The organism is Virgisporangium ochraceum, from assembly GCF_016863655.1.
GTDB classification, from domain to species: domain Bacteria; phylum Actinomycetota; class Actinomycetes; order Mycobacteriales; family Micromonosporaceae; genus Virgisporangium; species Virgisporangium ochraceum.
Genome location: NZ_BOPH01000132.1, coordinates 87422 through 101310, shown reverse-complemented (window position 1 = coordinate 101310; position 13889 = coordinate 87422). Strand labels below are relative to the sequence as shown.

The window sequence follows — 13889 nt, the reverse complement described above, 5'->3', positions numbered from 1 at the left end:
AGGGGGAGCACATGACGTTCACGACCATGTGGAGACCTTCGCCGGTCTGCCGGTCGTCCGGTTCGAGGACGGGAAGGCACCCGACGTCGACGATCCCGCGGCGGTGGCGTGGCGGATCGAGGTCGACTGGGAGGACGGCCCCGACGACTTCGCGGAGGTGCTCGACGGGCTGCTGTCGGCGGTCGGGCCGGCGCTGACCACGCTCGTCGTCGGCCCGTGGGGCTCGGTCGGCGACCACCCGGCACCGATCGACGCGCTGGCCGCGCGGGCCGGCAGGCTGCCGAACCTGCGGGCGCTGTTCCTCGGCGACATCGTCTACGAGGAGAGCGAGGTCTCCTGGATCACGCCGTGCGACCCGACGGAGATCCTGCCCTTCTTCCCGAAGCTGGTGCACCTGCGGGCCCGCGGGTCCAACGGGTTCACCCCGCTCGTCGGCGCGCCGCTGGAGGCGCTGGTGCTGGAGAGCGGCGGGCTACCGGCGTCGACGGTGCGCGCGGTCGGCGCCAGCGACCTGCCGGCGCTCGGCCACCTCGAGCTGTGGCTGGGCGACGACAGCTACGGCGGCGACAGCCGGGTCGACGACCTTGCCGAGATCCTCGGCGGCGCGCGGCTCCCGGCCCTGCGCTACCTCGGGCTGTGCAACGCCGAGGCGGCCGACGAGGTGGCCGTCGCCGTCTCCACCGCACCGGTGGTGGCGCGGCTGGAGGTGCTCGACCTGTCGATGGGCACGCTCGGCGACGAGGGCGCCCGGGCGCTGCTCAGCGGGCAGCCGCTGACCCACCTGCGCCGGCTCGACCTGCACCGGCACTACCTGTCCGAGGAGATGGCGGCGCGGATCGTGGCCGGGCTGCCGGGTGTCGACGTCGACCTGGACGATCGCCAGGAGCGTACGGTCGACCGCGTCGTCGCGGTGAGCGAGTAGCCGATGGGGCTCCGCGACAGGCCGAACCGCCGGCCACCGCCCACGGCACCCGGTACGTTGCCGTGGGCGGGAAGTCAGCGAACGGGGGCAGACGCATGAGCTACGTGGACCATCCGGAGGACTGGGGCGGGCTGCCGGTCCACACGTTCGAGCCCGACGGTGAGCGGCCCGGCGGCGCCGTCGCCTGGCGGCTGGAGGTCGGGTACGAGGACGGCCCCGACGACTTCGCGGCTCTCCTCGACGCGTTCCTGGGCGCCGTCGACCCCGCGTCGGTCTCGGCGTTGCTCATCGGTCAGTGGGGTGGCGCGGCCTACGAACACAAGCTGCCGGTCGCGCTGCTCGCGGAGAAGCTGCCCGCGCTGCCGAACCTGCGGGCGCTGTTCGTCGGCGACCTGGTTCCGGAGGAGTGCGAGATCTCCTGGATCCAGCACGGCGACCTCACACCCGTGCTCGAGGCCCTTCCCGGCCTGGAGACCCTCACGGTGCGTGGCGGCGAGGGCCTCGAGCTCCGGCCGGTCCACCACACCGGGCTGCGCGACCTGGTATTCGAGAGCGGCGGCCTGCCGGCCGGGGTCGTGCGGGCGGTCGGCGCGTCCGACCTGCCGAACGTGTCGTCGCTGGAGCTGTGGCTCGGCACCGACAACTACGGCGGCGACGCCACCGTGGCCGACCTGGCCGACCTGCTGGGCGGCTCGAAGCTGCCCGCGCTCAGGGAGCTGGGCCTGCGCAACTCCGAGATCGCCGACGACGTGGCCGCCGCGGTGGCCGGCGCGCCGGTCGTCGCCCGGCTGGCGGTGCTCGACCTGTCCATGGGCGTCCTGACCGACCGGGGGGCCGCCGCGCTCCTGGCCGGCCAGCCGCTGACCCACCTGGCCGAGCTGCGCCTCTGGCACCACTACCTGTCGACCGCGATGATGGAGCGGCTGGTCACCGCGCTTCCCGGCGTCGCGGTCGACCTCGACGAGCAGCTGGACGACGAGCGTGAGGACCGCTGGATCGCGGTCAGCGAGTAGGACCCACCGGGTGACGGGAGTGGCGGGCGTGCGGTTCGCGGCGGTGACCAACCCGGGCGGACGGCGGTCGCGGTTGTTCGCCGACGCGGTCCGGGCGGCGGGGCTGCCGCCGGTGGTCGAGATCCCGTGGCGGGCGCTGGCGGGCGGGGACGTGCCCGTGGTCGCGGCGGGTGCGCTGGTGCGGATCGACTCGCCCGACGGCGACCCCGAGGTCGACCGGCTGCTGCGCGGCGACGTCGAGCCGGTGGCGCACGGGGAGATCCGGCCCGGCGCGGCCTGGTACGCCGGGTTCACCGGCGCACTGAACCGGCTCGGCGGCCGGCTCGGCGGCCGGCTCGGCGGTTCCGGGGTGCCGCTCAGCGACCCCGACGCCGTGGCCGTCATGTTCGACAAGCGGCGCTGCCACGCGGTGCTGGAGGCGGCGGGGGTGCCGGTGCCGGCGGCGCTGCCCCCGGTCACCGGGTATGTCGACCTGAGAGAGCGGATGCGGGCGGCCGGGTTCGGTCGGGTGTTCGTGAAGCCGCCGCACGGGTCGTCGGCCTCGGGGGTCATCGCGTTGGAGACCGCGGGGGCGCGGCTCGTGGCCACCACGTCGGTCGAGGTGGCCGACGGGCGGCTGTACAACTCGCTGACCGTGCGGCGGTACACCGACGAGGCGACCGTGGCGTTCGTCGTCGACCGGTTGGGGCCGCTGCACGTGGAGCGGTGGTTCCCGAAGGCGGGCCACGGCGGACGCACGGTCGACCTGCGGGTCGTGGTGGTGGCCGGGCGGCCCACGCACGTGGTGGTGCGGGCCAGCCGGCACCCGATGACCAACCTGCACCTGGGTGCCCGGCGCGGTGACCCGGCCGCGGTCCGGGCGGCCGCCGGCGAGGAGAACTGGCGGGCGGCGATGGAGACCTGCGCCCGGGCCGCGGCGCTGTTCCCGGGCTGCCTGATGGTCGGCGTCGACCTGATGTTCGCGCCCGGGTGGCGTCGGCACGCGGTGGCCGAGGTGAACGCGTTCGGAGACCTGCTGCCGGGGCTGGTGAACGAGCACGGGCGCGACACGTACGCGGAGCAGGTCCACGCTGCGCTCGCCGGGTGGGGGCGCGGCACGGCCGTCGGGTCCGAGGGCCGCGCCGGCGCGGACCGGGTGGTCCCGTGCTCGACCTGAAGAACGCGGTCGGCACGCACGACGTCCTCTTCGTCACGCTCGACACGCTGCGGTACGACGTCGCCGCCGGGCTGATGGAGCGGGGGCGCACGCCGAACCTGGCGGCACTGCTGCCCGGGAACCGGTGGGAGAAAAGGCATTCACCGGCCAGCTTCACCTACGCGGCGCACCACGCGTTCTTCGCCGGCTTCCTGCCCACGCCGTCCGGCCCCGGACCGCACCCACGGCCGTTCGCGGCACGCTTCCCCGGCAGCGAGTCCACTGTGGACGGTACGTGGGTGTTCGACGCGCCCGACATCGTCACCGCGCTGCGCGACAACGGATACCGCACCCTGTGCCTGGGCGGGGTCGGGTTCTTCAACCTGTGCTCGCCGTTGGGCCGGGTGCTGCCGTCGCTGTTCGACGAGGCCTACTGGGAGCCTGCTTTCGGGGTCACCGAGAAGCGCTGCCTCGAAGCGCAACTCGCGCGACTCGAGGCCGCGCTCGACGCGACGCCGCGCGACCGGCCCGTGTTCGTGTTCCTCAACGTGGCCGCGCTGCACCAGCCGAACCGGCACTACCTCGACGGCGCCGCGGAGGACACGCTGGAGTCGCACGCCGCCGCGTTGGAGTATGTCGATACGCAGATGCCCCGGCTCGTGACGGCGATGACCGGACGCGGACGGCCGTGCGCGGCGATCCTGTGCTCCGACCACGGCACCGCCTACGGCGAGGACGGCCTCACCGGGCACCGCGTCGCGCACGAGGTGGTCTGGACGGTGCCCTACGCCGAGGTGGTGCTGCGACCGTGATCGGCCCGCCCTACCAGGGCTACCTGTACGCCTACCCGCACAAGACCGCGTACCGGCCGCTGCGGCCGCGTCCGTCCCTGCGCGGCGTGTGGGTGGACGAGGACGTGGGAGCGCTGTTCTGCTACGTCCACGTGCCGTTCTGCGAGATGCGGTGCGGCTTCTGCAACCTGTTCACGCGCGCGAACCCGCCGGCTGAACAGGTGCGCGCCTACCTCACACAGCTTGCGATCCAAGCGGACCGCGTGCGCGACGCCCTGGGAAGCGGCGCCTTCGCCCGCGTGGCGATCGGCGGCGGCACCCCCACCTACCTCACACCGTCCGAACTGGACGGTCTGTTCGACATCGTCGCACGGTTCACCGGCGGCGCAACGGTTCCCACCGGCGTCGAGACGTCGCCGGCCACCGCCACGGCCGACCGGTTGGAAGTGCTCGCGGCGCGCGGCGTCACGCGGGTCAGCATCGGGGTCCAGAGCTTTCTCGACGACGAGGCGCACCGGGCCGGACGGCCGCAGCACCGCGCGGACGTCGACCGGGCCCTCGGCCTCATCCGCGCCAGCGCCGTTCCCACGCTCAACTTCGACCTCATCTACGGCATCCCCGGCCAGACCGTCGCCACCTGGGAGTACTCGCTGACGACGGCGCTGTCGTGGCGGCCGGAGGAGCTGTACCTCTATCCGCTGTACGTGCGGCCGCTGACGGGTCTCGGCCGTCGTGCCCCCGGCGAGGACCCGCAATGGGACGCCGAGCGGCTGGCCCTGTACCGCCGGGCCGTCGAGGTGCTGGCAGACGCGGGCTACCGGCAGGAGTCGATGCGCATGTTCCGCCGGCGCGACGCCGCCGACGTGGGTGGGCCGGAGTACTGCTGCCAGGACGACGGCATGGTGGGGCTCGGCTGCGGCGCGCGGTCGTACACGACCGGGCTGCACTACTCGTTCGACTACGCGGTCGGCGTCGGGCAGGTCCGCGCCATCATCGACGACTATCTCAGCCGGCCGGCCACCGACTTCGACGTCGCCGAGTACGGCTTCGCGCTCGACGGGCTCGAACAGCGGCGGCGGTGGCTCCTGAAGTCGTTGCTGCGCACCGACGGCGTGCACCGCGACGCGTACGGGCGGCGGTTCGGGTCCACAGTGGACGACGACTTCCCCGAGCTGACCCGGCTGGCCGAGCACGGGTACTTCGACGGCTCCCGGCTCACGCCCGAGGGCCTCGCGTACTCCGACGCGATCGGCCCGTGGCTGGTGTCGCCGGGCGTGCGCGAGGCGATGGCCGGGTACGCGGCGCGATGAACCTGTCGATCCTGTACCGCGGCCCGCTGGCGAGCTGCAACTACGACTGCCCGTACTGCCCGTTCGCCAAGCGGCGCGACCCGCCGGAGGCGCTGCGCGCCGACCGCGCCGCGCTGCGGCGGTTCGTCGACTGGGTGTCGACGGTCTCCGACCTGACGGTCTCGGTGCTGTTCACCCCGTGGGGCGAGGGCCTGACCCGCTCGTGGTACCGCGAGGCGATCGTGCGGTTGTCGCACCTGCCGCACGTCGAGCGGGTCGCGATCCAGACGAACCTGGCCGTCCGCACCGGGTTCCTGGCCGCCGCCGACCCGGCGAAGGTGGCCCTCTGGTGTACCTACCACCCGGGCGAGGTCACCCGTCAGGCCTTCCTGGAGCGGTGTTCCGGGCTCGGGGTGCGCTACTCGGTGGGCGTGGTCGGACTGCCGGAGCACCTCGCCGAGGCGCGGGCGCTGCGGCGGGACCTGCCCGGGGACGTGTACCTGTGGGTGAACGCCGCCGACGGTCACACCTACGACGCCGACGCCGAAGCGGCCTGGACCGCGATCGACCCGCACTTCGGGTTCAGCGTGCGCCCCCACGACAGCCTCGGCGCCGGCTGCCGCACCGGCGAGACGGTGGTGTCCGTCGACGGCGACGGCACGGTGCGCCGCTGCCACTTCGTGCGCGAGCCGATCGGCAACCTGTACGACGGCACGTGGCGGGCCGGCCTTCGCCCGCGCCCGTGCCCGAACCTGACGTGCGACTGCCATATCGGATACGTGCACCTGCGCACGCTGCCGCTGTACGACGTGTTCGCCGGGGGAGTACTGGAGCGGATCGCGGCCCTGCGCTGAGGCCTCGCGGCTCTGCGCTGAGGCCTCGCGGCATTGCGTGCACGGGAAAGGGCCCCCGGTCACGCCTTCCCCGCGTGACCGGGAGCCCTTTCGTCGAGTGGGTTACTCGGCCGGGGTCACCAGGACGACCCGGCGCCGGCGGGCGGCGACCAGCAGGACCACGCCGACCGCGAACACGACCGCGCCGACGCCGCCGATGGCGAGCGCCTTCGGCCCGGTGACCGGCAGGCCACCGTCGACCGCGCCGACGAACACCACGAACTCGTCGGTGTTGTCACCGGCGTCGACGTCGTCGGCGTTGTTCCGGGTCTTCAGCCAGCCCGGTGCCTGCGGCGCGGCGCGGCGGGCGTCCGCTCCCAGCGCCTCCGCCACACCCAGCGACTTCCCGACGATCGAACCCTTCAGGTCGACCGACTCCGGTGCGTTCGACGCGACCTTCACCGGCACGTCGGCGCCGATGCCCCTGTCGCCGGGTTCGAACAGGAAGTCGGTCAGGGTGCAGGTCAGCCGCCGCTTGTCCGACGACGTGGTGCAGCCCTCCAGGCCGGCCGTGAACTGGACGTGCTCGGGCAGCTGGACGACGAACTCGATGCCCTTCGACGCCACGCTGCCGAAGTTGAACACGGCGAAGGACAGCTCGGCGCTGCCATCCGGCTTCACGCGCTCGACCTTGCCGGTCGCCTCGTCGCGGCCGGCGACCACGTCACCCGCCCAGACCACGATGTCGACGCCGGGCTTGGCGACGGACACCTTGACGGTCGTGCTGTCGTTGCTCTTGTTGGTGTCCTTGTCGTTGGACACCATGGCCTTGAAGCTGCCGGCCGGGCCGAGTCCGCCGCGACCGGAGACCGGCTTCACCTCGACCGGGAACTCCGCGGAGTCGTTGGGCACCAGCACGTTCACGATCTCGCAGGCGATCTTCCCGCCCTGCTTCCCGCAGGCCTTGTCGGTGCCCTCGGGCAGCTCGATCGTCACCTTCTTCAGGTCGAGCCCGCTGACGTCGAGGACGAACGCGAACCCGTCGCTGTCGGCGTCGCCGACGTTCGTCACCTTCACCACGAACGGCTTGCCGTCCGAACCGGCGGCGACGACACCGCTCTGCACGCTGACTGCCAGGTCGACACCCGGTGCCGCGCTGGCCGGCAGCGCGGTGACCGCGAGGCCGGCGGCGGCAACCACGGCCGTCGCTCCGAGGCGCGCCCCCCAGCGGCCGATGAGTCTCACAATGAACCCCCCATGGAAAGCGTCCGAACGACGCGACCGACGGCGCACCGTATCGAGGATCATGGGTGACCGCCGTCCCGCGGAGTGGGCCCGCGGCCGCCGACGGGCGGTCCCACATGCGGTCACTACCGGTGGTGACCCGGCCGATGCGCCGTTGACCCGAGCTGTTTCGGGCCGAACGGCCGACCCGTCGACTCGTCCGAGTGGCCGTGCCGGAAAACGTCGTACCCCGTCGATACAGTGCCGGCATGTACCGACAAGGTGATGTGCTGATCGTTCCGATCGGGGAGCTGCCGGCGGGCCTGGTCCCCGGTCCGCGCGACGGCGGTCGGCTGGTACTCGCCCGCGGTGAGGCCACCGGTCACGCCCACGTGATCACCGGTCCCGACGTCGCGTTGTTCGCCGCGCCCGACGACATCGACCGGTTGTTCGTCGAGATCGTCAGCAAGGCCCGCGTGGTGCACGAGGAGCACGGCGCCATCACCGTCCCGGCGGGGCTGTACCGCATCGTCCGCCAGCGCGAGTACACGCCGGGCGACTACCGCTACGTGGCCGACTGATGGCGGCCGTCGACACGAGCGCGGGCGGCGTCGGTGCGGGCGGCCTCGGCGCGGGCCGCCTCCGCGCGGGGGAGAGCGGCGTCGAGACCGGCGTCGGCGGCGTCGGCGCGGGGCGGATCGGTGCCGCGGCGGCCGCCGCCGCGACGGACTGGGGCGAGGTCGGGCTCGGGACCGGGCCCACCGACCGGGCGGCCGTCGAGGCCGACGTCCGTGCGGCGTACCGGGCCGCCGGCCTGGCCGGTCCGGAGCGGTTCGTGTGGGCCGGGTCGCCGCACGCGGGCGCGATCGCCGCGGCCGCCGCCGCCGACCGGGGCAGGCCGGTGCGGGCGGCGTTGCGCACCGTGCCCTGGGCCGCCGCGCGGGCGGCGGCGTCAGCGGCGTTGGGACCGGTGGGCTGGGCCCAGGTATGGACGGCCGCGTCGGCCGGGCCGTGGCGTCTCGTGGTCGACCGGGTGGTCGAGCCGCTCCGGCGGCACCTGATCGCCGGCCTGCCCGCCGACGCCGCCGACGCGTTGTTCGACGCCGTGTACGGCGGCCACGAGGCGCCATGGCTGGCGACGTTCGCCGCCACCGCGGAACTCGGGGTCCAGCCGCATCCCGGGTTGGTGCCGCTGGGCCGGGTCACGCGCGGGGCGGGCTGGTGGTGGCCGTACGAGCGGGTCGCGGTGCTCACCGAGCGCCCCAGCGACCTGCACCGCGACAACATCGGCCGGCTCCACCGCGGCGACGGGCCGGCGCTCGGCTACCCCGACGGCTACGGCGTCCACGCGTGGCACGGCATGCCGATCCCCGACACGGTGGTCGACGTGCTTCCGCACCTCACCGCCGAACGCATCACCGCGGAGACCAACGCGGAGCTGCGCCGGGTGATGCTCGAGCACTTCGGGTACGAGCGCTACGCCCGCGAGTTCGGCGCCACCCGGGTGCACGAAGACGACACCGGCATCCTGTGGCGCCTCCCCATGGAACGCGACGAGGACCTCGTGATGGTCGAGGTGGTCAACTCCACCGCCGAGCCCGACGGCACGTTCCGGAAATACTGGCTCCGCGTGCCGCCCTGGGTCCGCACCGCCCGCGCCGGTGTCGCCTGGACCTTCGACCTCGACGAGGCGACGTACCGCCCCCTCGTCGAGACCTGAGACCGGCCGGCCGGTGAACGCGCTCAAGACCCTGTGGCATGAGTCGGGACCCTTCCTGCGCCGCTTCTTCGGCATTTCCGTCGGCATCGGCGTCGTCCTGGTCGTCGTCGGCGTCGTGGGAGACGTCCGGCACTGGTGGGACGAGCTCGCGTTCACGACGAACGTGGTGTCCACGCTCACCAGCGCGGCCTTCGGCATCCCGCTCGCCCTCGTCGTGTTCCAGCACATCTCCCGCCTTCAGGTCGAAGGCCTGGAGCGTCGTTCGAGGATCCGGTCAGCCGTCCGGAGTGGCAGACAGCTCAAGGAGATCGTCCGGCAGCTGAGTCCGGATCCTGCCGAAGACTGGCCCCAGATCGTGACCGACACCGAGGCGTCCACCGCACAGATCGAGGCCACCCGCACCGCGCTCGCCGATACCGGGCTGGCGGCGGCGGAGAAGGCCCGGGGGTTCATCACCGCCTGCCAGGACTGGCGGACTACCCACCGCGCCCGATGCGCGGTGGTGCCGGGCTCCGGGGAGGCGATGGAAACCCTCGTCAGATTCGCGAGCCAGTGGGAGTTCCACAAGGGCTTCAGCCGATCCAGCCTCGCCGAGGCCGACGTGACCTTCGCCCGGCACGAATGGATCACCGCCATCGACGAGTTGTCGACGCTGATCCAGACGGGCGGCCCCGGAACGGTACTGCCCGGACTCGACGTCGACTACCAGCAAACCTCGGTCGACAACGCCATCCGGGACGTCCGGGCCGATCCCGATACGGTGGACACATACGCCCGGACCATGTTCTTCGACTGGCTCCTCGCCGCCAACTCCGGTGGGCTGGAGTTCGCTCGCAAGGTCGAGGCCGCTCTCGCGGCGCTCGACGAGATCGAGCGTGACCTGGAGTCACGCGCGAACGACACCTGACGATCGTGGACGACCGTCGTCGCCGGGCCACGACGATCGGCCACGATCGCGGAGGAGCGGGTCAGGCGTGGGCGCGCTTGCGGAACGCGCGCTCGCGGTCCTTGCCGTCGAGCAGGACCTTGCGGATGCGGATCGCCTCCGGGGTCACCTCGACGCACTCGTCCTCGCGGCAGAACTCCAGCGCCTGCTCCAACGACAGGCGGCGCGGCGGGATCAGCTTCTCGGTCTCCTCGCCCGCGGAGTTACGCATGTTGGTGAGCTTCTTCTCCTTGGTGATGTTCACGTCCATGTCGTCGGCGCGGGAGTTCTCGCCGACGATCATGCCCTCGTAGACCTCGGTGGTGGGCTCCACGAACAGGGAACCGCGCTCCTGCAGGTTCATCATCGCGAAGGGGGTGGCCGAACCGGCCCGGTCGGCGACCAGGGAACCGGTGGGACGGATGCGCAGCTCGCCGAACCACGGCTCGTAGGACTCGAACACGTGGTGGAGGATGCCCGTGCCGCGGGTCTCCGTCAGGAACTCGGTACGGAAACCGATCAGCGCCCGGGCCGGCACCAGCCACTCCATGCGGATCCAGCCGGTGCCGTGGTTGACCAGCTGCTCCATGCGGCCCTTGCGAGACGCGAGCAGCTGCGTGATCGCACCCAGGTAGTCCTCCGGCGCGTCGATGGTCAGCCGCTCGACCGGCTCGTGGACCTTGCCGTTGATCTCGCGGGTGACCACCTGCGGCTTGCCGACGGTCAGCTCGTAGCCCTCGCGGCGCATCTGCTCCACGAGGATCGCCAGCGCCAGCTCGCCGCGGCCCTGCACCTCCCATGTGTCGGGGCGCTCGGTCGGCAGGATGCGCAGCGACACGTTGCCGATCAGCTCACGGTCGAGCCGGTCCTTCACCAGGCGCGCCGTGACCTTCGAGCCCTTCACCCGGCCGGCCAGCGGCGAGGTGTTCGTGCCGATCGTCATCGAGATGGCCGGCTCGTCGACGGTGATGCGCGGGAGCGGCACCGGGTTCTCGGCGTCGGCCAGCGTGTCGCCGATCATGATGTCGGGGAAGCCGGCCACCGCGATGATGTCGCCCGGCCCGGCCTCCTGGGCCGGCTTGCGCTCCAGCGCCTCGGTCATGAGCAGCTCGGACACGCGCACGCGGTTGATCGTGCCGTCCTCACGGCACCAGGCCACGGTCTGCCCGCGCTTCAGAACGCCCTGCCGCACCCGGCACAGGGCGAGCCGGCCGAGGAACGGCGACGCGTCGAGGTTCGTCACGTGCGCCTGCAGCGGCGCACCCTCCTCGTACGACGGCGCGGGAATCGTCGACAGCAGCGTCGCGAACAGCGGCTCCAGCGTCTCGCTGTCGGGCATGCCACCGTCGGCCGGCTGCGCGAGCGAGGCGCGGCCGTCGCGGGCACAGGCGTACACGATCGGGAACTCGATCTGGCTCTCGTCGGCGTCGAGGTCGAGGAACAGCTCGTAGGTGTCGTCGACGACGTCCTTGATGCGGGCGTCGGGCCGGTCGACCTTGTTGATCACCAGGATGATCGGCAGCCGCGCCGACAGCGCCTTGCGCAGCACGAACCGGGTCTGCGGCAGCGGACCCTCCGACGCGTCGACCAGCAGCACCACGCCGTCGACCATCGTCAGCCCGCGCTCGACCTCGCCACCGAAGTCGGCGTGACCGGGGGTGTCGATGATGTTGATCGTGTGCTCGCCGTACTTCACGGCGGTGTTCTTGGCCAGGATCGTGATGCCCTTCTCACGCTCCAGATCCATCGAGTCCATGACCCGGTCGGCCACCTCGGCCCGCGCGTGGAACGCGCCCGCCTGCTTGAGCATGGCGTCGACCAGCGTGGTCTTGCCGTGGTCGACGTGGGCGATGATGGCCACGTTACGAAGATCTGAGCGGACTGCCATGCGCACAATTGTCCAGGCCCGCCCATACAGCGGACCGGCCGGGGGTCACCTAGTGTCGGTGATGTGACCATCGTCTCGCGTGCGTTCGCCGCCGTGGCCAAGCTTCCCGCGCCGCTCACCGGCCGTGTCACGGTCCATCGTGGACTGTCGGTGCGCGCGCGGGACGGCGTGATCCTCCGGACGGACCTGTACGAGCCGGCCGGTCACGACGACGCGCCGGTGCTCCTCGTCCGGACCCCGTACGGCCGGGGCGCGCCGAGCAACATCATCGCCCGCGCCGTGGCCGAGCGGGGCTACCGCGTGGTGGTGCAGTCCTGCCGCGGCACCGCCGACTCGGGCGGCACGTTCGAACCCATGCGCAACGAGAAGAACGACGGCCTCGACTGCATCGACTGGCTCAAGCGGCAACCCTGGTACCGCGGGGCGTTCGCGATGTACGGCCCGAGCTACGTCGGGTTCACCCAGTGGGCCGTGGCCGCCGACGCCGGCCCCGACCTCAAGGCACTGTGCACGACCGTGACCGCCTCCTCGTTCCGCGACCCCACCTACGCCGGCGGCGGGTTCTCGTTCGACACCGTGCTCACGTGGAGCTCGATCCTCGCCGCCCAGCGCGGCCCGGCCTCGGCCGCGGTCAGGGAACTGCTGCGCGGGCAGCCGAAGCTCAAGCGCGGCCTCGCCCACGCGACGCTCGCCGAGGCCGACGCGATCGCCGTGGGCGCGGCGGTGCCGCACTTCCAGGAGTGGATCCGCGAGACGGAGGAAGGCGCCCCGTACTGGCTCGAACGCGGCCACGCGCACCGGGTCGCCGAGGTCACCGCGCCGGTGCTCATGGTCGGCGGCTGGTACGACATCTTCCTGCCGTGGCAGCTCGTCGACTACGCGGTGCTGCGCGCGCAGGGCCGGCAGCCACGCCTGGTGATCGGGCCGTGGCACCACGGCAGCGGCGCGCTGCTGGCGGCGAGCGTCCGCGAGGCGCTGGCGTTCCTCGACGAGCACCTGCGCGGCGGCCAGGAAGGAAAAGACAAGGTCAGGGTCCACATCGGCGGGACCGGGGAGTGGCGCGAACTGGCGGACTGGCCGCCCGCTCACGCGGTCCAGGAATGGTTTCTCGGAAGCGACGGCGGCCTGGCACCCGGGCGCGGACCGCGCGACGGACGGCGGCGGTTCCGGTACGACCCGGCCGACCCGACGCCGTCGGTCGGTGGGCCGCGGCTCATGGGAAGCGTGGCCGGCATCCGCGACAACCGGCGGCTGGAGGCGCGTCCCGACGTGCTCGTGTACTCCAGCGCGCCGCTCACCGCGCCGGTCGAGGCGGTCGGGCCGGTGCGGGCCGTCGTGCGGACGACCTCCTCCACACCGTCGTTCGACGTGTTCGTGCGGATCTGTGACGTGCACCCCGACGGCCGGTCGGTGAACATCTGCGACGGCCTCCTGCGGGTGGCGGGCGCGGCGGGCGACGTGCACGAGGTCGAGGTCGACCTGTGGCCGATGGCGCACGTCTTCCTGCCCGGCCACCGCATCCGGGTGCAGGTCAGCGGCGGCGCGCATCCCCGGTGGTCGCGGAACCCGGGTACGGCGACGGCCCTGCACGAGCCGGGCCCGATGACGGCCGCCGACCGCGAGGTGCTCGACGGATCGAGGGTTCTGCTGCCGCTCTGACCCGGGGGCCGGCCCGCATCGACCCTGGCCCGGCGCTGGCCGCGTGGCCGTGCTGGGCCGCGTTCGCCGCGCTGGGGCCGCGTTGGCCGCGCTTGGGTCGCACCGCCCTGGCCGCACCGCCCCTGGCCTCGGCTGCCCCGCCCCCCGCCCTGCCCCGCGCCTGTGCGGTGCGTGCCTGGCGGGGGCCCGGCAGGGACCCCCGCGATCTTGGACACTTCTGCATCGAATTCGATGCACGGGTGTCCAAGATCGCGAAGGGGTGGCGAGGAGCGGCCGGGGGCGGCGGGGCGGTGTGGCGAGGAGCGGCCGGGGGCGGCGGGGCGAAGGGGAAGGCCAGGGGCGCCATGTCGGCCGGGGGCGCCATGTCGGTCGGGGGCGCCATGTCGGCCGGGGGCGCCCGATAGGCGGTGGCGCGCGATGGGCGGTGGCGGGATTGCCCGTCCCCCAGAAGTGCAACCCTTTGGTTGCACATCGCGGCGCGCCGTGCCAG

The 13889-nt window shown here is 72.8% G+C and carries 12 protein-coding genes; 10 read left to right on the top strand and 2 right to left on the bottom strand.

Translation table 11 applies throughout. From position 1 onward, the window contains the following. The first annotated feature begins 28 nt into the window (after nt 1-28). The 6 genes from Voc01_RS46050 to Voc01_RS46025 all read left to right on the top strand — a co-directional run bounded on the left by Voc01_RS46050 (nt 29) and on the right by Voc01_RS46025 (nt 6004). The gene (locus Voc01_RS46050) at nt 29-922 is read left to right on the top strand and encodes an STM4015 family protein (protein WP_203934099.1); all 894 of its coding nucleotides are present in this window, start codon (nt 29-31) and stop codon (nt 920-922) included. 95 nt (nt 923-1017) lie between these two features. After that, nucleotides 1018-1935, top strand: a complete 918-nt coding sequence (locus Voc01_RS46045; protein WP_203934098.1) for an STM4015 family protein — start codon at nt 1018-1020, stop codon at nt 1933-1935. 10 nt (nt 1936-1945) lie between these two features. Then, a complete protein-coding gene (locus tag Voc01_RS46040) occupies nt 1946-3091 on the top strand; it encodes an STM4014 family protein (RefSeq protein WP_239160973.1) in 1146 nt (381 codons plus the stop codon). Continuing rightward, nucleotides 3079-3882 (top strand): STM4013/SEN3800 family hydrolase, encoded by an 804-nt coding sequence (locus Voc01_RS46035; protein WP_239160972.1) that lies wholly within the window; start codon nt 3079-3081, stop codon nt 3880-3882. The genes Voc01_RS46040 and Voc01_RS46035 overlap by 13 nt, the downstream gene beginning before the upstream one ends. After that, nucleotides 3879-5171 carry an STM4012 family radical SAM protein gene (locus Voc01_RS46030; protein ID WP_239160971.1) on the top strand — a complete coding sequence of 431 codons (1293 nt, stop codon included), beginning with the start codon at nt 3879-3881 and terminating at the stop codon, nt 5169-5171. The genes Voc01_RS46035 and Voc01_RS46030 overlap by 4 nt, the downstream gene beginning before the upstream one ends. Beyond that, the gene (locus Voc01_RS46025) at nt 5168-6004 is read left to right on the top strand and encodes an STM4011 family radical SAM protein (protein ID WP_203934097.1); all 837 of its coding nucleotides are present in this window, start codon (nt 5168-5170) and stop codon (nt 6002-6004) included. The genes Voc01_RS46030 and Voc01_RS46025 overlap by 4 nt, the downstream gene beginning before the upstream one ends. 102 nt (nt 6005-6106) lie before the next feature. Here the strand turns inward: Voc01_RS46025 and Voc01_RS46020 are convergent, their stop codons facing one another. Then, nucleotides 6107-7228, bottom strand: a complete 1122-nt coding sequence (locus Voc01_RS46020) for a hypothetical protein (protein ID WP_203934096.1) — start codon at nt 7226-7228, stop codon at nt 6107-6109. 248 nt (nt 7229-7476) lie between these two features. On the opposite strand from Voc01_RS46020, the gene Voc01_RS46015 reads away from it, so the two are divergent. The 3 genes from Voc01_RS46015 to Voc01_RS46005 are packed head-to-tail and all read left to right on the top strand — an operon-like array spanning nt 7477 to nt 9834. Beyond that, on the top strand, nt 7477-7788 hold the full coding sequence (locus tag Voc01_RS46015; RefSeq protein ID WP_203934095.1) for a DUF8820 family protein: 312 nt from the start codon (nt 7477-7479) through the stop codon (nt 7786-7788). After that, the gene (locus Voc01_RS46010; RefSeq protein ID WP_239160970.1) at nt 7788-8927 is read left to right on the top strand and encodes a DUF6745 domain-containing protein; all 1140 of its coding nucleotides are present in this window, start codon (nt 7788-7790) and stop codon (nt 8925-8927) included. The genes Voc01_RS46015 and Voc01_RS46010 overlap by 1 nt, the downstream gene beginning before the upstream one ends. A 13-nt stretch (nt 8928-8940) precedes the next feature. Next, nucleotides 8941-9834, top strand: a complete 894-nt coding sequence (locus Voc01_RS46005) for a hypothetical protein (RefSeq protein WP_203934094.1) — start codon at nt 8941-8943, stop codon at nt 9832-9834. Nucleotides 9835-9895: 61 nt separating this feature from the next. Here Voc01_RS46005 and typA read toward each other — a convergent pair whose 3' ends face one another. Further along, entirely contained in the window at nt 9896-11740 is a 1845-nt protein-coding gene (gene typA / locus Voc01_RS46000; RefSeq protein ID WP_203934093.1) for a translational GTPase TypA, read from the bottom strand. Nucleotides 11741-11803: 63 nt separating this feature from the next. Here typA and Voc01_RS45995 point away from each other — a divergent pair, with 63 nt between their 5' ends. Further along, a complete protein-coding gene (locus Voc01_RS45995; RefSeq protein WP_203934092.1) occupies nt 11804-13399 on the top strand; it encodes a CocE/NonD family hydrolase in 1596 nt (531 codons plus the stop codon). Nucleotides 13400-13889 lie beyond the last annotated feature (490 nt).

Excerpts from the sequence above, each read along its gene's own strand:
- Voc01_RS46045 (WP_203934098.1), top strand. The coding sequence starts at position 1,018 with ATGAGCTACGTGGACCATCCGGAGGACTGGGGCGGGCTGCCGGTCCAC.
- Voc01_RS46025 (WP_203934097.1), top strand. The coding sequence starts at position 5,168 with ATGAACCTGTCGATCCTGTACCGCGGCCCGCTGGCGAGCTGCAACTAC.
- Voc01_RS46015 (WP_203934095.1), top strand. The coding sequence starts at position 7,477 with ATGTACCGACAAGGTGATGTGCTGATCGTTCCGATCGGGGAGCTGCCG.
- Voc01_RS46010 (WP_239160970.1), top strand. The coding sequence starts at position 7,788 with ATGGCGGCCGTCGACACGAGCGCGGGCGGCGTCGGTGCGGGCGGCCTC.
- typA (WP_203934093.1), bottom strand. The coding sequence starts at position 11,740 with ATGGCAGTCCGCTCAGATCTTCGTAACGTGGCCATCATCGCCCACGTC.